The organism is Streptomyces sp. NPDC007875 (genome assembly GCF_042868035.1).
Classification (GTDB): Bacteria; Actinomycetota; Actinomycetes; order Streptomycetales; family Streptomycetaceae; genus Streptomyces; species Streptomyces antimycoticus.
Window position 1 is genome coordinate 276,904 of sequence record NZ_JBIADZ010000010.1, and the last position, 18,216, is coordinate 295,119.

Here is an 18,216-nt window from a genome sequence, read left to right on the forward strand (position 1 = left end):
CATCTCCCCGCCGCATCTCGCACCGGCCACCGCCGTACTCCCTGCCCGCCTGCGCACGCGCAGGTCAGACGGTGCGCGCGCCGACGTACCACCCGCCGCACCAGAGTCGCTCAGAAGGACACACACCGCCATGGCTGCCACCCCGGAACGCGCAAGCGCAACGCCCCGCCGCAAGGCCGGACGCCACCGCGGCGAAGGCCAGTGGGCCGCGGGGCACTTCACCCCCCTCAACGGCAATGAGCAGACCAAGAAGGACGACGACGGTCTCAATGTGCGGACACGCATTGAGACGATCTACGCCCATCGCGGATTCGACTCCATCGACGGCGCCGATCTGCGCGGCCGGATGCGCTGGTGGGGTCTGTACACCCAGCGCAAGCCCGGGATCGACGGCGGCAAGACCGCGATCCTGGAGCCGGAGGAGCTGGACGACGAGCACTTCATGATGCGCGTCCGGATCGACGGCGGCCGGCTGACCACCGAGCAGCTCCGGGTCGTCGGCGAGATCTCGGAGGAGTTCGCGCGCGGCACCGCCGACATCACCGACCGGCAGAACGTCCAGTACCACTGGATCCGGATCGAGGACGTGCCCGAGATCTGGAAGCGCCTGGAGGCCGTCGGGCTGTCCACCACCGAGGCGTGCGGCGACACCCCGCGCGTGATCGTCGGCTCACCGGTCGCCGGGATCGCCGAGGACGAGATCATCGACGGCACCTCCGCCATCGACGAGATCCACCGCCGCTACATCGGCAGCAAGGAGTTCTCCAACCTGCCGCGCAAGTTCAAGACCGCGGTCTCCGGATCCCCGGTGCTCGATGTGGTGCACGAGATCAACGACGTCGCGTTCGTCGGGGTGCGCCATCCCGAGCACGGCCCCGGTTTCGACCTGTGGGTCGGCGGCGGTCTGTCCACCAACCCCAAGATCGGCGTCCGGCTCGGCGCCTGGGTGCCGCTGGAGGACGTCCCGGAGGTCTGGGCCGGGGTCGTCTCGATCTTCCGTGACTACGGCTACCGCCGGCTGCGCACCCGCGCCCGGCTGAAGTTCCTGGTCGCCGACTGGGGCCCCGAGAAGTTCCGCCAGGTGCTGGAGGACGAGTACCTGGGGCGCCCGCTGTCCGACGGCCCGGCGCCCGAGGAGCCCGTCCAGCGGTGGCGCGACCACATCGGCGTCCACCGCCAGCGGGACGGCCGCTACTACGTGGGCTTCGCGCCGCGCGTCGGCCGGGTGGACGGGGCGACCCTCACCAAGATCGCCGACCTGGCCGAGGCGCATGGCTCCGGGCGGCTGACCACCACCGTCGAGCAGAAGATGATCGTGCTCGATGTGGCCGAGGACCAGGTGGAGTCGCTGGTCGCGGGGCTGGAGGCGCTGGACCTCCAGGTCAAGCCGTCCCCGTTCCGGCGCGGCACGATGGCCTGCACCGGGATCGAGTTCTGCAAGCTGGCGATCGTCGAGACCAAGGGGCGCGGCTCCTCGCTCATCGATGAGCTGGAGCGCCGGCTGCCCGAGTTCGACGAGCCGATCACCATCAACCTCAACGGCTGCCCCAACGCCTGTGCCCGTATCCAGGTCGCGGACATCGGTCTCAAGGGCCAGCTGGTCATGGACGGCAACGGCGAGCAGGTCGAGGGCTACCAGGTGCACCTGGGCGGCGCCCTGGGCCTGGAGCCGGGCTTCGGCCGCAAGGTGCGCGGGCTGAAGGTCACCGCCGCCGAGCTCCCCGACTATGTGGAGCGGCTGCTGAACCGCTTCCAGGAGGAGCGCGAGGACGGCGAGCGCTTCGCCACCTGGGCGGCACGGGCCAGTGAGGAGGCCCTCAAATGAGCGAGCGTGCCGCGCCGTTCTACTGCCCTTACTGCGGAGACGAGGATCTGCGTCCGTCGGAGGAGGGGCATGGCGCGTGGGAATGCGCGTCCTGCAATCGAGCGTTCCGCCTGTCGTTCCTCGGGCTGTTGGCCAAGGGCCTGCGGCGCGACCCGATCGATGAAGGGGACACGGCGATATGACCCGGCTTGCGCACACCGACCTCGAGGGGCTCGCCGAGAAGGCGGGCCACGACCTCGAGGACGCCCCCGCGCTGGAGATCCTGCGCTGGGCGGCGGACACCTTCGGATCGCGTTTCTGCGTCACCTCCTCGATGGAGGACGCGGTGGTGGCGCATCTCGCCTCCCGCGCCTTCCCCGGTGTCGATGTGGTCTTCCTCGACACCGGCTACCACTTCCCCGAGACCATCGGCACCCGTGACGCGGTGGCCGCGGTGATGGATGTCAACGTCATCACCCTGACGCCTCGTCAGACGGTCGCCGAGCAGGACGCCGAGTACGGCCCCCGGCTGCATGACCGCGACCCCGACCTGTGCTGCGCCCTGCGCAAGGTCCAGCCCCTTGAGGAGGGATTGCGGGAGTATGACGCCTGGGCCACGGGATTGCGTCGGGACGAATCGCCAACCCGCGCCAATACCCCGGTCGTTGGCTGGGACGCGCGTCGCCGTAAGGTGAAGATCTCCCCGATCGCCCGCTGGACCCAAGCGGATGTCGACGCCTATATCGCCGAGCACGGTGTGCTGACCAACCCCCTGCTGATGGACGGCTATCCCTCGGTAGGCTGCGCGCCCTGCACCCGCCGGGTTCTGGAGGGCGAGGACATTCGGTCCGGCCGCTGGGCGGGGAGCAATAAAACCGAATGCGGGCTGCACGGCTGATGGCTGTCGACCAGGAGAACGAGATGAGCGCCCCCACGACCACCGGTGCCACGGTGTGGCTGACCGGTCTGCCGAGCGCGGGAAAGACCACGATCGCCTATGCGCTGGCCGAGCGGCTGCGCGGTGAGGGCCGCCGGGTGGAGGTGCTCGACGGTGACGAGATCCGCGAGTTCCTCTCCTCGGGGCTCGGTTTCTCCCGCGAGGACCGGCACACCAACGTCCAGCGCATCGGCTTCGTCGCCGAGATGCTCGCCTCCCACGGCGTCACGGTGCTGGTGCCGGTCATCGCGCCATACGCGGACAGCCGCGAGGCGGTGCGCAAGCGCCACCAGCGCGAGGGCACCCCGTATCTGGAGGTGCATGTCGCCACGTCGGTCGAGGTGTGCTCGGAGCGGGACGTCAAGGGGCTGTACGCGAAGCAGGCCGCGGGCGAGATCTCGGGGCTGACCGGCGTGGACGACCCCTACGAGGCCCCTGCCGACCCGGATCTGCGCATCGAAACCCACAGGAACAGCGTGCAGGAGTCGGCGGCCGAGGTGCGGTTGCTGTTGAGTGAACGGGGACTGCTGTGAGCCACGCACGCGCGGCCATCGCATCGCGGGCCACGGCGCTCCCCGCACCCGGGGGCCGTGCCCACGGCGAGGAATCCGCCGATATGACGGGAAGCTACTACCGCAGCCGAGCGAACGAAAGGGGCGCGGCATGACGACCGTGACGGCGATCAACGCGGAAGAGGGCGCGGGCCTGTACGCGCTCGCGCACTTGGACGCGTTGGAGTCCGAGGCGGTGCACATCTTCCGTGAGGTGGCAGGTGAGTTCGAGCGGCCGGTGATCCTCTTCTCCGGCGGCAAGGACTCCATCGTCATGCTGCATCTCGCGCTCAAGGCGTTCGCCCCGGCGGCGGTGCCGTTCTCGCTGCTCCACGTGGACACCGGGCACAACTTCCCCGAGGTCATCGACTACCGGGACAACACGGTCGCCCGGCATGGGCTGCGGCTGCATGTGGCCTCGGTCCAGGAGTTCATCGACGACGGCCGGCTGCGCGAGCGCCCGGACGGCACCCGCAATCCGCTGCAGACGGTGCCGCTGCTGGACGCCATCGAGAAGAACCGCTTCGACGCGGTCTTCGGCGGTGGCCGCCGGGACGAGGAGAAGGCCCGCGCCAAGGAGCGGGTGTTCTCCCTCCGGGACGAGTTCGGCGGCTGGGACCCGCGGCGGCAGCGCCCGGAGCTGTGGCAGCTCTACAACGGCCGCCACTCCCCCGGTGAGCATGTCCGGGTCTTCCCGCTCTCCAACTGGACCGAGCTGGACGTGTGGCAGTACATCGCCCGGGAGAAGATCGACCTGCCGCAGATCTACTACGCACATGAGCGCGAGGTCTTCCGGCGCAGTGGCATGTGGCTGGCGCCCGGTGAGTGGGGCGGTCCGAAGGACGACGAGACCGTGGAGCGGCGCATGGTGCGCTACCGCACCGTGGGCGACATGTCCTGCACCGGTGCCGTCGAGTCGGACGCGGTGACCATCGAGCAGGTCATCGATGAGATAGCCGCCTCCCGGCTGACCGAGCGGGGTGCGACCCGCGCCGACGACAAGCTGTCGGAGGCCGCGATGGAGGACCGCAAGCGCGAGGGGTACTTCTAACGATGACGAGCAATCTGACGTCCGAGGAGCAGGCCGCCGCGGCCGCCGTGGAGCGGTCCGCGGCCACCTCGCAACTGCGGTTCGCCACCGCGGGCTCGGTGGACGACGGCAAGTCCACCCTGGTCGGGCGGCTGCTGCACGACTCCAAGTCGGTACTGGCCGACCAGCTGGAGGCCGTGGCGCACGCATCGCGCAGCCGTGGCCAGGCGGCGCCGGACCTGGCGCTGCTGACGGACGGGCTGCGCGCGGAGCGGGAGCAGGGCATCACCATCGATGTCGCCTACCGCTACTTCGCCACTCCCAAGCGGCGGTTCATCCTCGCCGACACCCCCGGCCATGTGCAGTACACCCGCAACATGGTCACCGGCGCCTCCACCGCCGAGCTCGCGGTCGTCCTGGTGGACGCGCGCAACGGCGTGGTGGAGCAGACCCGGCGGCATGCCGCGGTCGCCGCCCTGCTGCGGGTCCCGCATGTGGTCCTCGCCGTCAACAAGATGGACCTGGTGGACTACGCGGAGCCGGTCTTCGCGGCCATCGCCGAGGAGTTCACGACCTACGCGGCCTCGCTGGGCGTCCCGGAGATCACCGCCATCCCGATCTCGGCGCTCGCCGGGGACAATGTGGTGACCCCGTCGGCGAACATGGACTGGTACGGCGGCCCGACCGTGCTGGAGCACCTGGAGACCGTGCCGGTGGGCACCGACCCGTCCCAGGACCCGGCGCGTTTCCCGGTGCAGTACGTGATCCGTCCGCAGACCACCGAGCACCCCGACTACCGCGGCTACGCGGGCCAGATCGCCTCCGGTGTGCTGCGCGTCGGCGACGCCGTCACCGTGCTGCCGTCCGGCCTGACGAGCACCATCACCGGGATCGACGCGCTGGGCGCGATGGTGGACGTGGCGTGGGCGCCGCAGTCGGTGACCGTCACGCTCGCCGACGACCTGGACATCTCGCGCGGGGATCTGATCGCGCCGAGCGACTACGCCCCGGAGACCACCCAGGACGTCGAGGCCACCGTCTGCCATCTGCACGACCGTCCGCTGCGGGTGGGCGACCGGGTGCTGCTCAAGCACACCACCCGCACGATGAAGGCGATCATCAAGGACATTCCGTCGCGGCTGACGCTGGCCGATCTGTCGCACCACCCGGCGCCGGGTGAGCTGGCCGCCAATGACATCGGCCGGGTCGTGCTCCGTACGTCCGAGCCGCTGGCGCTGGACGCGTACGAGGACTCGCGGCGGACCGGTTCCTTCCTGCTGATCGACCCGGCCGACGGCACCACGCTCACCGCCGGGATGGCGGGCGACTCGTTCGCGGCGTCGGCCGAGGGTGCCGAGGCGGCGCGGGACGACGAGGGATGGGACTTCTGACCATGACCGGTGAGGTGTTCTCGACGTTCGCCAAGGAGGGCGGCCGCGTGGGCAGCGGGACGCTCGGCAGCGGCCAGGGCGGGGTCGGACGATGTGCGCGCTGACGCCGCTGTCCGCTCCTGTCCACCACCGCCGCCGAAAACCGTCTGATCTGCCGGGCGTCCTCTGACGCCGCCCCGGCTCGTCGAGAGGAACACCTCCGTGTCGTCGTCTGCCGCCCGCCTCGTCCCCCCGCGATCAGCCAGCCACCCCCGCCGCACCCGGCTCCTGGCGGCGGCGGCCGTCCTCCCCCTGCTGATGGGCGCGCTGGGCGCCTGCGGCTACGGATCGGAGAAGAAGTCCGACGACACGGGATCCTCAGCGATCCCCGCGGCAGGCGGTGAGAAGGTCGACGGCCTGGACAAGGTGAAGGTCGGCTACTTCGCCAACCTCACCCACGCCACCGCCCTGGTGGGGCTGCGCAAGGGCGGCCCGATCCAGCAGGAACTCAAGGGCACGAAGGTCGCGCCGTACGTCTTCAACGCCGGGCCGTCGGAGATCGAGGCACTCAACGCGGGCTCCATCGACATGGGCTGGATCGGCCCGTCGCCGGCCATCAACGGCTATGTGAAGTCCCACGGCTCCAGCCTCAAGATCATCTCGGGTTCGGTCTCGGGCGGTGTCAAGCTCGTGGTCAACCCGAAGAAGATCAAGACGCTGAACGACGTCAAGGGCAAGAAGATCGCCACCCCGCAGCTGGGCAACACCCAGGACGTGGCGTTCCTCAACTGGATCGCGAGCAAGGGCTGGAAGGTCGACGCCCAGAGCGGCAAGGGCGATGTGTCGGTGGTCCGCAGCGACAACAAGGTGACGCCCGACGCGTACAAGTCCGGTGCCATCGACGGCGCGTGGGTGCCCGAGCCGACCGCGTCCAAGCTGGTCGCCGACGGTGCCAAGGTGCTGCTGGACGAATCCTCGCTGTGGCCGGACAAGAAGTTCGTGATCACCAACCTGATCGTGAAGCAGTCGTTCCTCAAGGAGCATCCGAAGGTCGTCGAGGCCGTGCTGCGCGGCTCGGTGAAGACCAACGCCTTCATCAAGGCCAACCCCGAGCAGGCGAGGGACGCGGCCAACGCGGCGCTCAAGGAGGAGACCGGCAAGCCGCTGCCCGCCGAGGTGATCGACCCGGCGTGGAAGTCCATCCAGGCCACCGACGACCCCCTGGCCTCGACGCTGAACACCGAGGCGGACCACGCGGTCCAGGCGGGGCTCCTGGAGAAGCCCGACCTCAAGGGCATCTACGACCTGGCCCCGCTGAACAAGGTCCTCAAGGCCGAGGGCAAGCCGACCGTCTCCGACGCGGGTCTGGGCGCCAAGTAGCCGCCCTGTCCGTCCCCGTACGCACCGTACGCATGTACCCGCATGTACGCATCCATCAGGAGGTGACCGGATGTCCCCGGCACTGACCACCGAGAAGGACGACCGGGCGGGCGCCGCGGCGGCGGTCCCCGCCGGTCCCGCCGGCACCGCCGGATCCGTATCGATCGCCCATGTCCACAAGTCCTTCGGCCGTCCCGGGGCGGCCCAGCCCGTGCTCGAGGACATCAACCTCCAGGTGCGGCCCGGGGAGTTCGTCTGCATCCTGGGGGCCTCCGGCTGCGGTAAGTCGACCCTGCTCAATCTGATCGCCGACCTGGACAAGCCGTCCTCGGGGGCCATCGAGGTCCCCGGCGGCCGGCCGGCCCTGATGTTCCAGGAGCACGCCCTGTTCCCGTGGCTGACCGCGGGGAAGAACATCGAGCTGGCGCTGCGGCTGCGCGGTGTGCCGCGCGCGGAGCGCAGGCCGCGGGCCGAGCGGCTGCTGGAGCTGGTGCGGCTCGGCGGCGCCTACGGCAAGCGGGTGCACGAGCTCTCCGGCGGTATGCGGCAGCGCGTGGCGCTGGCCCGGGCGCTGGCGCAGGACTCGAGCGTGCTGCTGATGGACGAGCCGTTCGCCGCGCTCGACGCCATCACCCGTGATGTGCTGCACGAGGAGCTGACCCGGATCTGGAGCGAGACCGGCGTCTCGGTGCTGTTCGTGACCCACAACGTCCGCGAGGCCGTCCGGCTGGCCGAGCGCGTGGTGCTGCTGTCCTCCCGGCCGGGGCGGGTCGTCCGCGATTGGACGGTGGACATTCCGCAGCCGCGTCGCATCGAGGACGCGGCCGTCGCCGACCTGTCCGTTGAGATCACCGAAGAACTGCGTGGGGAGATCCGCCGCCATGGCCAGCAGTAAGACCACCCCCGGCACCGCGGTCGACGAAGCCGACGGCGGGAACGGCGGCGAGCAGTCCATAGAGAAGTCCGTGGAGAAGTCCACGGCGAAGGCGCGTGCGGGGAGCTCCCAGGACCTGGCGGGTCTGGAGGCCGGTCTGGACGCCCTGGACACGGTGCACATCAAGCGGGTCTCACCGGTCGAGGTGCTGGTCCAGAAGGTGCTGCCGCCCATCGTGGCCGTGGCCGTCGTCCTGGGCCTGTGGAAGGTGCTCGTCCTCGCGAAGGTCACCGACGACTACAAGCTGCCCGACCCGGGCCTTGTCTGGGACGCGCTGCACCAGCTGTGGCTGCAGGGCGAGCTGTTCGACATCGTCTGGACCAGCGTCTCGCGCGGTCTGTTCGGCTTCGTCATCGCGCTGGCGATCGGGACCCCGCTGGGGCTGATCGTCGCCCGGGTGAAGTTCATCCGCGCCGGTCTCGGCCCGATCCTGTCCGGGCTGCAGTCGCTTCCCTCGGTCGCCTGGGTGCCGCCCGCGGTGATCTGGCTGGGCCTGAACGACCAGATGATGTACACCGTCATCCTGCTGGGCGCGGTCCCCTCCATCGCCAACGGGCTGGTGGCCGGCATCGACCAGGTGCCGCCGCTCTTCCTGCGGGCCGGACGCACCCTCGGCGCCCGCGGTCTGGTCAGCGCCTGGCACATCCTGCTGCCCGCCGCGCTGCCGGGTTACGTCGCCGGGCTCAAGCAGGGCTGGGCCTTCTCCTGGCGCTCGCTGATGGCCGCCGAGATCATCGCCAAGTCCCCGGACCTGGGCCTGGGGCTCGGCCAGTACCTGGAGAACCAGCGCAACAACTCCGATATGGCGGGGGTGCTCCTCGGCATCCTCATGATCCTCGTCGTCGGCATCGCCATCGAGCTGCTGATCTTCGCCCCGATCGAGCGTCGGGTACTGCGCAGCCGCGGCCTGCTGGCGAGCACCCGCTGAAACGGAAATTCCACGGAGCCACGGAAAGCCACGGAAAGAAGGCACGGAAAGCCACCATGTCTGCCCCGACCCTGCTGATCATCGCCCACGGCAGCCGCGACCCCCGCCATGCGGCGACCGTCGACGCGCTGCGCGCGCGGGTGCGGTCGCTGCGGCCGGGGCTGCGGGTGGAGTCGGCGTTCCTGGAGTTCAACGCCCCACGCGTACCGCAGGTGCTGGCCCGCCTCGCCGCGGAGGACGCCACCGAGGTGATCGCCCTCCCGCTGCTGCTGACCCGCGCCTTCCACGCGAAGTCCGACATTCCGGCGGTGCTGCGCGAGGCCACGACCCGCCACCCCCGCCTGTCCGTCCGCCAGGCCGAGGTCCTGGGTCCGTCCCCGCTGCTCATGGACGCCCTGGAACGCCGCCTGTACGAGGCGGGGCTGCGCCCCGCCGACCGCCCCTCGACCGGGGTCGTCCTGGCCTCGGCGGGCTCCACCGACCCGGAGGCGATCGCGGTGATCGCTGAAATCGCGCGGGAGTGGCGGCACACCGGATGGTGCGCCGTGCGACCCGCGTTCGCCTCCGCCTCTCTTCCCCGCACCGAGGACGCCGTCCGCGCCCTGCGCGCGGACGGCGTCGCCCGGGTGGCCGTGGCCCCCTACGTCATCGCCCCCGGCCGCCTCCCCGACCGCATCGCCCACGGCGCCGAGGCGACAGGCGCCGACCTCCTGGCCCCCGTCCTGGGCCCGGCGCCGGAACTGGCCCGCCTCCTGCTGCGCCGCTACGACGAGGCGCGCGGGGCGGGCGAAGTGCTGCTCAGCGCCTAGGACGCGGCGGTCTTCCAGGACCTGCAGTCCGGCTCGTGCCGCGCGGTCTGCCGCGGGATGAACACGGGCTCGGCCACGGGCTGTCCGTACAACACGCGCAGGGCGGCAAGGGCGGCCTCGTCTCCGACCACCAAGGCCGCCGAGGGCCGGTCCGCGATGCGCCGCAGCTCTTGCAGAACGTCCGCGAGGGGCTGACGTCGCAGTCTCAGCATCCGCTTCTGCACACCAACCTTGTCGTCCACTGCCAGAAGAGTGGCGCAGCTCGCCAGGGTGTCGAGGCACTGGCCTACCGCATCCAGTCTGCCTTTCCGTAATGGACCCCGGTTGAGCTGAAAGACATCGATGGTCGCGCAGCCACGCGGGGTCAGACAGTGGTACTCACCGCTGGTGAGGGACAGCCGGAGATGATGTACCGGTTCGTCCGCCGTAGGGTCGATGAGCAGTGGCTCCCCGCCCTCGTCTCTCGGGAAGGTGCCACCCTTAGCGTGCGAGTTGCAAAAGGAGCACCCGAGGAGGTGGTTGTACCAGTCGAACACCCGGCGAGGGGCGTGGTGCAGAGGCTCGAAGTGGTCGACGGCTGTGCCAAGACTCTCCGAACAGTACATACAACGCTCGATCCCGCTGGCCATCGCGCGGAGGGCCATGGCTACGCGCTCGCGGGTGCCGCCGGCCGCCTTCCAAGCCTTTCGGGCGACAGCTTCTGTGAGGCCAGCGTCAGGTAGGCGGTCGTGCGCTCGTGCAAGCAGTTTCACCGTGTGACCGTCGAGCGGTGGCCGTTCTAACCGAATCATTCCTCACGCCCCAGATGGGCCGCCACTTCGCTTACCCGCGCAGACAGAGAACTGTTTAGCTGCACGCTTAGCCGACGGTATTCGACCAGCTCCGCCTCGCTCGCCTGGCCGTCCAGCACCCTGAACTCCATGGCCGCCAGCCGTCGCCGAAGCTCGTCCGCACGATGAGAGTATGGCGAGTCGACCCCGAAGAGGTCGGACAGGACCGCGTCGTCCCCGCTGCCGTACACAACCCGCTGGTACAGCTCTTCGTCAACCACCTCGGGTGGACGTTCTTCCGTGGGCGCGGCCAGCCTGATCAATCCGCCAGGGTCGGCGGACTGACAGATGTACGGGCTGTGGGTGGTGACGATGAACTGGATTTCCGGGAAGTGCTGCTTCATCCACGGGCCGATCAGCTTCTGCCAGCTGACGTGTAGATGAGAATCGACTTCGTCTATGAGCACGACACCGGGCATCGGGATGACAGGATGTCCGTCACGGTTCTCGACTCGCAACTCGCCATACGCACCATACAAGTGCCGGACGATATCCACGACCAGAGCCGTGACCGAGCGGTAACCATCGCTCAGCCCACGCAAGGCGAGCACTCCACGCGGGGTCGTCACCCAGAGACCATCGGAGTCGACGTCGGTCACCTCGTGGTAATCGGGGAGCAGCCCATCGCCGAGCAGGAGTTTTACAGCCTCTACGAGCTCTCGTGCGCCGGTACGCCCTTCGAGACTACGCAGATGTTGTTCGATGAGCCAAGTGACGCCTTCCGTCAGGCAGACGCTCTCATCGAAGAGTGTTGCCAGCCGCTCAGCACGCTCGGTACCCACATTCCGCGCAGAGTTTCCGCCGCCGAGACGGCGATAAGGGCCATAACCGAGGCACAGCCACCCCTGCGGATCCTGCTGCCAAGGGCCCGACTCAGCCCTGCGTTGAAGATCGGCCGCTTTCTTCATCACCGGATGCCGCAGGCTGACATGATTCTTACCACGGTTCTTCATCCGGTCCCAGACCAGCCGGACACTTCCTGTCTCTGGAAACCAACCGTCGACGGAGCTGTCGGAGTTGGCCCAACGGGCATCCACGTGTTCGGGACCGACCACCGTCGCCTCGACGACCGCCTTGCGCGCTTCCTGAGTCACCCACTCGTCTGCCTTCTTGAGCAGCGCATGGGTGACAGCCGGACCTTGCACTACCAACGCGAGGGCTTGCAGCACCGTCGACTTGCCCGAGCCGTTCCGCCCGGCCAGCACGGTCCAGCCCGCGTAACTGCCGTCCTCACGTCGCGGGAATCGCAACCGGGCCGCCCGGTGACCGTGGAACCCTCGGACGCCGGACAGCTCCAAGTCCGTTACGTACATATCTTTGCCCTCCTACGGACCGGAGCGGGTGCCTCTGCGCAGACTACCGATCCAGGCACCCCGACATAGCCCATGAGCGGGGCAGCGCGCCCCGCCCTCTCGCGTGTTCAAGCGGCCTCGGCGTGGTCGAGCTCGGCGCTCCCGGGGCGGCTGAGCCACACCAGCCTTGCCGTCACGCCGTCCTCACCAGCGCCGCGCATGAACCATCGAAGAGCACCTTCCGGCGAGTTGAGGACCATCTGGCCGGTGCCGTCGGCCGTGATCACGTGAACGGGACCCTCGCCGAAGGCGATTCCCCACGCCGCGACACACCCGTCTTTCAGGCCAGGCCGCACCTCGCACTCCTGGACGACGGCGAAGATTCTGGGCGCGACCGCGAGGACGAGGTCGCAGAGTTCCTTGGCGAAGAGTTCTGGGGAGTCCGGTGTCTGCATGTGGGCCTCCGAGGGAGCAGGCATGAAAGGGCAGATACGCTTCCGGCCGACCGGCCACCACTACGTGATGGGCGCGTCACTCACGGTAGAGCATAAGGTTATGCTGACACAACCTTATGCTCGCAGCTACGAGGCGTTGGACCTGCGTCGTCGCGCACGGCAGACTGCCGAACAGCCTGGAGGAGAAGAGAGCATGCCGAGAAGTCAGCCCACAGCACGACAGCGCCGACTGGGTACTGAGCTGCGCAAGATGCGCGATGCGGCTGGTGTGACCGCCCGCCGGGCGGCCGAGCTGATCGGTACGAACCCCATCCAGATGAGTCAGGTCGAAGCGGGCAAGGCCGGTATCAGCGAGGCGCGACTGCGCTATATGGCCTCTCAGTACGCGTGCTTCGACACCGCGCTGATCGACGCACTGGTTGCCATGGCCGGTGAGCGCGGCAAGGGATGGTGGGAGGAGTACCGGGGCCTCCTCGCGCATGGCGCACTGGACCTTGCCGAGTTGGAACACCACGCAACCCACATGCGCATGCTTCAAGCCTCCTACGTTCCGGGACTCCTACAGACCGAGGCGTACATCCGGGCGCTCATGGCCTACGCCGTTCCTCCGCTGCCGCCACAGCATCTCGACACGCTGGTCTCCTTTCGCGTACGGCGGCGGGAGGTGTTGTCCCAGGACCCGGCGATCGCGTTCTCGGCGTTGATTCACGAAAGCGTCCTGCGCACACGCGTAGCCGACCGGAAGGTCGCACGCGAGCAGCTCGCCTTCGTCCTGGAACAGTCGGAGCGCCCGAACGTCACCGTCAGGGTGATCCCTTTTGATGTGGACGGCTTCGGCGGAGCCGGAAACTCCATGCTCTACGTCGGCGGGCCCGTTCCCAAGCTCGATACCGCGCAGATCGATGCCATGCACGGCTCGTTCTGGATGGACGCGGAGTCGGAGCTCACGAGATACCGCGCGCTACTGGACAAGGCCGAGGCTTCTTCCCTCGCGGTAGGGGCGTCTCGAGATTTCATCCACCGCATCGCGCAAGAAATATGAGAGAGGCAACCATGTCGAGCCCGGCCAAGTGGCGCAAGTCTTCGTTCTCCGGAAACGGGGAGGACAACCATTGCGTCGAACTCCTCCCCGTCGACGGCGGGATACGGATTCGGGAAAGCGACACCCCCGCCGAAACCCTCACCACCACACCGGGCCGACTCAGAACCTTCATACGCGCCGTCAAGGCGGGGGCGCTCGACCACCTCGGGCGGTAGCCACGAGGCGTCAACACATCACCGGCGCACCACGCCGCACACCTCCGGGTAGTCCACCTCGTCGGGCAGCCGGTAGCCCAGGGCGGTCAGCCGCGAGGCGACGTCCGCCGGGCTTCGGCCGGTCAGGCTCGCGCTGCGGAGCACATGTTCGAGGTGGACGCCGTCCAGGAACGAGCGGTCGACCGTCTCCAAGAGCCGGATGTCCGCCACGTCGGCGACGGCGGGCAGCTTGGCGTTCTCGTGCAGCCAATGCCCCAACGCGTCCAGCCGCTTGGCGATGTCCGCAGGGCTGCGTCCCGTGGCGAGCGCCGCGCGCAGGATGTGCCGCAGCCGCACCCCTACGACGTTGTTCCGCTCCAACCAAGGGGCTCGGCCGTCGAGTTCCTCGCTGAGGATGCGCAGGTCGTCCGGCTCCCAGGTGTCCGGCACGGCGCTCGGGCGGGAGTGGCCCAGCTCCACCAGGCGGGACGCGATGTCCGCCGGGCGGCGGCCGGTGTCCTGGGCGAGGGCGAGCAGCGGCTCACGGGGGTCCTGGAGGATGCGCTCGTCCTCGGGCTCCGGGGTGTACGGCAGCCGGATGCCGAGCGCGATCAGGCGCGTGGCGACGATGTGCGGGTTGCACCGGAGTGTCCCGGCCACCTTGCGCACATGCCCGCTCGACGCCTCACCGCCCCACTCCAGCCACTCCCCATTGCCCCGGGGATCGGTGCGGATCAGCACGATGTCCCGGGCGTCCGGGGTTTCGGGCAGCGGCTGGGCCGCCGGGACCGTCCAGCCGAAGGCGGTCAGCCGCCGTGCGGCCTCGGCGGGGCTGTGGCCCTGCCAACCCGCGGCGGCGAGCAGATGCCGCAGCGGTACGGGGGTGCCGACCTCCAGCCACGAGAGGTTGTACGTATCCGCCTTGAGCAGCAGCGCGTCGTCCGGGTCCACCGTGGGGGGCAGCGGGGTCGCGGGAAGCTCGATGTCGGCGAAGCCCAGCTCGGCCAGGCTCGCCACGACGGCGGCGGGAGCGGATCCCGACGTGGCCGCGGCGTACAGCACGTGTCCGTAGGGCACCCGCCGGGCGGGCTCGATCCAGGAGACGTCACGTCCGATGCGGATGCGGGTGAGCGGTTCGGTGCTGTTCGGCATGGTGGACCTTTCGGAAGCGGCGGGATCGGGCTGGAGGGTCATTCGGCCACTGCGATGTACCGGCCGCTTCCCTCGTACTCGTCGTCCTCGTCCCCCCAGCCCTCGTCGTCCTCCTCCTGCCTCCCGCACAGGTTCACCCGAACCCCCGCGGGCTCCAGCGCGGTCCATATCCGCAGCATCATGGCGTCGCTGAGGAAGTGGTGCGAAAGGTCGAGTTCATCGAGGTGGGTGAGCGGCTGCCCGTGCAGCAGCGCCTCCGCGCCCGCGTCGGAGAGCGTGCCCATGGACAGGCTCAGCGAGGTGAGCCGCGGCACGACCGGTGCGGAAGCCAGCGCGGCGGCCAACTCGTCCTGGATGGGGCTGTTCTGCAATCCCAGGTGGCGCAGGGCGGGCTTGCGCTCGCCCGCGAGGAGCGGGGCGAGCTGCTCGACGGTGGTGCCGCCCCCGTAGTCGTCGTCTCCCAGCCACAGCTCCAGCCGCTCCAGCGAGGGCAGGTCGGCGGCGGCGATGTTCGCCGCCGCTTCGGGAGGCAGCCCACCGGACTCGACCCGCAGCGCCCGCAGCCCGGCGTGCCCCGTCACGGGGAAGTCCAGCCCCTCCCCTCCGCGGACGACGAGCTCCCGCAGATCGGGGAACGCCTCCAGGAGCGGTGCGAGATCGCACTGGTCGATGCTGGAGATCATCTGCTCGTCGCCCTCGACATCGCTGAGGAAGAGCGCCTCGAGACCGGTCAGCCGGGGGCTCAGACCGATGAACGCCTGGTGCGACAGATAGTCCATGCCATGGCCGAGGACCAGCGCCCGCACCTTCTCCAGCTCCACCGTGCTGGTGAAGCGGTCCCAGTAGTCCTCGGGGTTCTCGTCGGTCGAGTACGGCCCGGTCTCCAGCCGCCAGGCGACGGAGGCGGCATCGGGCAGAAGCGTGGCGGGGGCGTACGGCGGGACGGTCAGCACCGGTAACCCGTGGAAATGCCGGGCGTGTTGCACATACGACAAGAGGGGGCTCCCGAGGCTCCGTGTCCGACGGTTGTGCGCTTGTTCTATCAGCAGCCCCGGACATGGCCACCGGCCGTTCCCCCCGCCGTTCACCGTACGTTCCGCGGGCCGCCCTTCCCATGTGTCGGCGCGGCCCACGGGCGGCGCTGGACTTCCACTCATGCGCAACGAAGAGAGCACCGCCCGCCGTCGCCTCGGCGTCCGGATGGGGGCCGCCCTGGGGGCCGCCGTCGTCGTCGCGGCCATCCAACCCCCGGCGCAGGCGACGCCGGATGCCGGATCCTGGACGACGGAGACGGTGGCCCCGGGGGTGCGAGTGCGCGCCGGGGTGCTCCGGGACGCGGACGCGAAGCCGGTCTGGACGGTCACCGTGCAGGGGCCCGGCTCGGCGCCACTGGGCGAGCGGTCCTGGGCGGACGCCACGGCGGGGCGGCTGCGCGAGGCGGGGTTCGAGCCACGGGTCGAACGGGTGGTGTGGCCCGCCTACGCCGATACGCCGCACGGCACCATGGGGTGGCGGGTGCGGGTGGGCTCGTACGCCGCCTCCGGTGAGGCGCAGGGCATGCGCGAGAAGGTCGCCGCGGCCGGGTTCACGGCGGTGCCGGAGTGGACCGGCTACGACGCGCAGCGGCCCGCCGACCGCGAGAGCGTCCATGTGGCGGTGATCGACCCGGCCCGGTTCACCGGCACCGTGGCGGCCACCCATGACCGCAGCGTGGCGGACCGCGAGACGACCTCTTCGGTCGCCGCGAAGCGCCACTCCCTGATCGCCGTCAACGGTGGCTTCTTCGTCACCGCCGACGCCGACGGCGTCCAGGGCACGATGGCCGGAATCTCCGCGTACGACGGCGAGTTGGAGTCGATGGCCGCCGGTTCGCGGGCCGCGCTGATCCTCGCGGACGGCGGCCGGCACGCCCGTATCGCCGACCTGACCAGCACGGTCACCGCGCGGGCGGGGTCGTCCAGGTATGCGGTGCAGGGCATCAACCGGGTGCCCGGCAAGGTGCGCAACTGCGGCCGCCCCGGGGCCACTCCGACCGAGCTGCCCCGGCAGGATCTGACCTGCTCCGAGGCCGACGACCTGGTGAAGTTCACCCCCAGGTTCCGCGCCGAGCTGCCCACCGGGCCCGGCACCCAGGTCGTACTCGACGCCGACGGCCGGGTGGTCTCCACCGGCCCGCGCGGCGGCACGGTCCCGGCCGGGGGCTCGGTGCTCCAGGGCATCGGCGCCGCGTCCGACTGGCTGACGGCCCACGCCCGGCGGGGTGAGCGGATCGCGCTGGAGGAGGTCGTCCGGGACACCTCCGGCCGCCGGGTCCGGCTCGACTCCGACGACAGCATCGTCAGCGCCGCCCCCACCCTGGTGAAGGACGGCCGTATCGCCGTCGACGCCGCCACCGAGGGCACCCTCGACCCGAAGAACCTCTCCTTCGGCTACGCCTGGTCGAACGTGCGGCAGCCCCGCACGATGGCCGGGCTCGACAGGAAGGGTCGGCTGATCCTGGCCACGGTGGACGGCCGGCAGCCAGGTGTGAGCGAGGGCTTCACCCTGGAGGAGGCCGCCCGCTTCATGCGCTCCCAGGGCGCCGTCCAGGCCCTCAACCTGGACGGCGGCGGCTCCACCGCCATGGCGGTCAACGGCAAGCTCGCCAACATCACCTCCGACACGACGGGCGAACGCGCGGTGGGGGACACGGTCCAGGTCCTGCCCTAAGCGCTAACCGGCGGTCATCGCCGCGTGTTCAGATCACTCCTGTGGGTGATATTCACACCTTCCAGCCCGAGTGCCACGGCTCGGGCTGGAAGTGTCGGCGGTCGTCAGAGCTGCGTGCCATGCTGGAGCCAAGGAACACACGAGGAGGCGGTGGTGGCGATCATGAGCGTCGCTGAGACGCGAGTCGACGATCACGAAGGCCCCTGGACGGTCGAGGACGTTCTTGCACTCCCGGAGCATCCGGCACGAGCCCGCTTCGAACTCGTGGACGGTGTCCTCATGATGTCCCCTGCTCCCGACTGGGACCACCAGACCGTGTCATCCGCATTGCACAGCCAGATCAAGGTCGCCCTGGCTCGGTCCGGTGCACGGTTCCGCTCCGGCGAGGCGGTCAGCGTAACGGGAGAATCCAGACTCTTCATCCCCGATATCGCCGTCGTCGACCGCGCCGCCGTCCCACGCGGCACACTGGCCGCGCCTCTCGACGCGGCCGTACTTCTGGGGGAGATCGTCTCGCCCTTCAACCGAGCGGCTGACCGCATCCTCAAGCCCGCCCTTTACGCTCAGGCGAAGGTGCCCGCCTATTGGCGGGTCGAGATGGAACCGGATCTGTGCGTGGTGGTGCACGCCCTGGACGGGGACACTTACCGCGAGGTGGCCACGGTTACGGACAAGGCTTCGGTCGACGTGGCCGGAGAATTCGCCGTCGACCTGGATCTCGACGCCGTGCGCCGCGAGTTGGAAGGCTGACGCCGGGTCTCGGCACCTCGGCCACCTCGTCACCTCGATACAAGGCAGA

The 18,216-nt window shown here is 69.6% G+C and carries 19 protein-coding genes; 14 read left to right on the forward strand and 5 right to left on the reverse strand.

Annotated features, from left to right (window positions below):
* Nucleotides 1–130: 130 nt before the first annotated feature.
* From ACFYOY_RS22835 to ACFYOY_RS22880, 10 genes are all read left to right on the forward strand, one after another.
* On the forward strand, nt 131–1,825 hold the full coding sequence (locus ACFYOY_RS22835) for a nitrite/sulfite reductase (protein ID WP_351878790.1): 1,695 nt from the start codon (nt 131–133) through the stop codon (nt 1,823–1,825).
* Nucleotides 1,822–2,007: a hypothetical protein gene (locus ACFYOY_RS22840; protein WP_014055605.1), complete on the forward strand. Its 186-nt coding sequence runs from the start codon at nt 1,822–1,824 to the stop codon at nt 2,005–2,007. The genes ACFYOY_RS22835 and ACFYOY_RS22840 overlap by 4 nt, the downstream gene beginning before the upstream one ends.
* Nucleotides 2,004–2,702 (forward strand): phosphoadenylyl-sulfate reductase, encoded by a 699-nt coding sequence (locus tag ACFYOY_RS22845; RefSeq protein WP_351878793.1) that lies wholly within the window; start codon nt 2,004–2,006, stop codon nt 2,700–2,702. Before ACFYOY_RS22840 ends, ACFYOY_RS22845 begins: the two co-directional genes overlap by 4 nt.
* Nucleotides 2,684–3,274, forward strand: coding sequence for an adenylyl-sulfate kinase (gene cysC, locus ACFYOY_RS22850; RefSeq protein ID WP_351878796.1), 591 nt, complete (start codon nt 2,684–2,686; stop codon nt 3,272–3,274). Before ACFYOY_RS22845 ends, cysC begins: the two co-directional genes overlap by 19 nt.
* A 130-nt stretch (nt 3,275–3,404) precedes the next feature.
* A complete protein-coding gene (cysD, locus tag ACFYOY_RS22855; RefSeq protein ID WP_078644506.1) occupies nt 3,405–4,343 on the forward strand; it encodes a sulfate adenylyltransferase subunit CysD in 939 nt (312 codons plus the stop codon).
* Nucleotides 4,344–4,345: 2 nt separating this feature from the next.
* Nucleotides 4,346–5,713, forward strand: coding sequence for a sulfate adenylyltransferase subunit 1 (locus ACFYOY_RS22860; RefSeq protein WP_388589137.1), 1,368 nt, complete (start codon nt 4,346–4,348; stop codon nt 5,711–5,713).
* A gap of 297 nt (nt 5,714–6,010) precedes the next feature.
* Nucleotides 6,011–7,072, forward strand: coding sequence for an aliphatic sulfonate ABC transporter substrate-binding protein (locus tag ACFYOY_RS22865; RefSeq protein ID WP_351879543.1), 1,062 nt, complete (start codon nt 6,011–6,013; stop codon nt 7,070–7,072).
* A gap of 70 nt (nt 7,073–7,142) precedes the next feature.
* On the forward strand, nt 7,143–7,967 hold the full coding sequence (locus ACFYOY_RS22870) for an ABC transporter ATP-binding protein (RefSeq protein WP_351878802.1): 825 nt from the start codon (nt 7,143–7,145) through the stop codon (nt 7,965–7,967).
* On the forward strand, nt 7,954–8,934 hold the full coding sequence (locus tag ACFYOY_RS22875; protein WP_351878805.1) for an ABC transporter permease: 981 nt from the start codon (nt 7,954–7,956) through the stop codon (nt 8,932–8,934). The genes ACFYOY_RS22870 and ACFYOY_RS22875 overlap by 14 nt, the downstream gene beginning before the upstream one ends.
* Nucleotides 8,935–8,990: 56 nt before the next feature.
* Nucleotides 8,991–9,743, forward strand: a complete 753-nt coding sequence (locus tag ACFYOY_RS22880) for a sirohydrochlorin chelatase (RefSeq protein WP_388589141.1) — start codon at nt 8,991–8,993, stop codon at nt 9,741–9,743.
* On the opposite strand, the gene ACFYOY_RS22885 is transcribed toward ACFYOY_RS22880, so the two are convergent.
* The 3 genes from ACFYOY_RS22885 to ACFYOY_RS22895 all read right to left on the reverse strand — a co-directional run bounded on the left by ACFYOY_RS22885 (nt 9,740) and on the right by ACFYOY_RS22895 (nt 12,320).
* Entirely contained in the window at nt 9,740–10,495 is a 756-nt protein-coding gene (locus tag ACFYOY_RS22885; protein WP_388589144.1) for an HNH endonuclease, read from the reverse strand. The genes ACFYOY_RS22880 and ACFYOY_RS22885 overlap by 4 nt on opposite strands.
* 35 nt (nt 10,496–10,530) lie before the next feature.
* The gene (locus tag ACFYOY_RS22890) at nt 10,531–11,886 is read right to left on the reverse strand and encodes an AAA family ATPase (protein WP_388589147.1); all 1,356 of its coding nucleotides are present in this window, start codon (nt 11,884–11,886) and stop codon (nt 10,531–10,533) included.
* Nucleotides 11,887–11,993: 107 nt separating this feature from the next.
* Nucleotides 11,994–12,320: a hypothetical protein gene (locus tag ACFYOY_RS22895; RefSeq protein WP_388589150.1), complete on the reverse strand. Its 327-nt coding sequence runs from the start codon at nt 12,318–12,320 to the stop codon at nt 11,994–11,996.
* Nucleotides 12,321–12,513: 193 nt separating this feature from the next.
* On the opposite strand from ACFYOY_RS22895, the gene ACFYOY_RS22900 reads away from it, so the two are divergent.
* Together ACFYOY_RS22900 and ACFYOY_RS22905 are read left to right on the forward strand one after the other, a co-directional pair.
* Nucleotides 12,514–13,362: a helix-turn-helix domain-containing protein gene (locus ACFYOY_RS22900; protein ID WP_388589228.1), complete on the forward strand. Its 849-nt coding sequence runs from the start codon at nt 12,514–12,516 to the stop codon at nt 13,360–13,362.
* 11 nt (nt 13,363–13,373) lie between these two features.
* On the forward strand, nt 13,374–13,577 hold the full coding sequence (locus ACFYOY_RS22905) for a DUF397 domain-containing protein (protein WP_388589152.1): 204 nt from the start codon (nt 13,374–13,376) through the stop codon (nt 13,575–13,577).
* 18 nt (nt 13,578–13,595) lie between these two features.
* Here the strand turns inward: ACFYOY_RS22905 and ACFYOY_RS22910 are convergent, their stop codons facing one another.
* Nucleotides 13,596–14,708, reverse strand: coding sequence for a hypothetical protein (locus tag ACFYOY_RS22910; RefSeq protein ID WP_388589155.1), 1,113 nt, complete (start codon nt 14,706–14,708; stop codon nt 13,596–13,598).
* A 38-nt stretch (nt 14,709–14,746) separates the two neighbouring features.
* On the reverse strand, nt 14,747–15,694 hold the full coding sequence (locus tag ACFYOY_RS22915; protein WP_388589231.1) for an STM4015 family protein: 948 nt from the start codon (nt 15,692–15,694) through the stop codon (nt 14,747–14,749).
* A gap of 169 nt (nt 15,695–15,863) precedes the next feature.
* On the opposite strand from ACFYOY_RS22915, the gene ACFYOY_RS22920 reads away from it, so the two are divergent.
* Entirely contained in the window at nt 15,864–17,417 is a 1,554-nt protein-coding gene (locus ACFYOY_RS22920; protein ID WP_388589158.1) for a phosphodiester glycosidase family protein, read from the forward strand.
* A 162-nt stretch (nt 17,418–17,579) separates the two neighbouring features.
* Nucleotides 17,580–18,167: a Uma2 family endonuclease gene (locus ACFYOY_RS22925; RefSeq protein WP_388589234.1), complete on the forward strand. Its 588-nt coding sequence runs from the start codon at nt 17,580–17,582 to the stop codon at nt 18,165–18,167.
* Nucleotides 18,168–18,216 lie beyond the last annotated feature (49 nt).

Bases quoted from the DNA above. Each gene is read 5' to 3' on its own strand.
- ACFYOY_RS22835 (WP_351878790.1), top strand. From the start codon at position 131: ATGGCTGCCACCCCGGAACGCGCAAGCGCAACGCCCCGCCGCAAGGCC.
- ACFYOY_RS22840 (WP_014055605.1), top strand. From the start codon at position 1,822: ATGAGCGAGCGTGCCGCGCCGTTCTACTGCCCTTACTGCGGAGACGAG.
- ACFYOY_RS22845 (WP_351878793.1), top strand. From the start codon at position 2,004: ATGACCCGGCTTGCGCACACCGACCTCGAGGGGCTCGCCGAGAAGGCG.
- cysC (WP_351878796.1), top strand. From the start codon at position 2,684: ATGCGGGCTGCACGGCTGATGGCTGTCGACCAGGAGAACGAGATGAGC.
- cysD (WP_078644506.1), top strand. From the start codon at position 3,405: ATGACGACCGTGACGGCGATCAACGCGGAAGAGGGCGCGGGCCTGTAC.
- ACFYOY_RS22860 (WP_388589137.1), top strand. From the start codon at position 4,346: ATGACGAGCAATCTGACGTCCGAGGAGCAGGCCGCCGCGGCCGCCGTG.
- ACFYOY_RS22865 (WP_351879543.1), top strand. From the start codon at position 6,011: ATGGGCGCGCTGGGCGCCTGCGGCTACGGATCGGAGAAGAAGTCCGAC.
- ACFYOY_RS22870 (WP_351878802.1), top strand. From the start codon at position 7,143: ATGTCCCCGGCACTGACCACCGAGAAGGACGACCGGGCGGGCGCCGCG.
- ACFYOY_RS22875 (WP_351878805.1), top strand. From the start codon at position 7,954: ATGGCCAGCAGTAAGACCACCCCCGGCACCGCGGTCGACGAAGCCGAC.
- ACFYOY_RS22880 (WP_388589141.1), top strand. From the start codon at position 8,991: ATGTCTGCCCCGACCCTGCTGATCATCGCCCACGGCAGCCGCGACCCC.
- ACFYOY_RS22890 (WP_388589147.1), bottom strand. From the start codon at position 11,886: ATGTACGTAACGGACTTGGAGCTGTCCGGCGTCCGAGGGTTCCACGGT.
- ACFYOY_RS22895 (WP_388589150.1), bottom strand. From the start codon at position 12,320: ATGCAGACACCGGACTCCCCAGAACTCTTCGCCAAGGAACTCTGCGAC.
- ACFYOY_RS22900 (WP_388589228.1), top strand. From the start codon at position 12,514: ATGCCGAGAAGTCAGCCCACAGCACGACAGCGCCGACTGGGTACTGAG.
- ACFYOY_RS22905 (WP_388589152.1), top strand. From the start codon at position 13,374: ATGTCGAGCCCGGCCAAGTGGCGCAAGTCTTCGTTCTCCGGAAACGGG.
- ACFYOY_RS22910 (WP_388589155.1), bottom strand. From the start codon at position 14,708: ATGCCGAACAGCACCGAACCGCTCACCCGCATCCGCATCGGACGTGAC.
- ACFYOY_RS22920 (WP_388589158.1), top strand. From the start codon at position 15,864: ATGCGCAACGAAGAGAGCACCGCCCGCCGTCGCCTCGGCGTCCGGATG.
- ACFYOY_RS22925 (WP_388589234.1), top strand. From the start codon at position 17,580: ATGAGCGTCGCTGAGACGCGAGTCGACGATCACGAAGGCCCCTGGACG.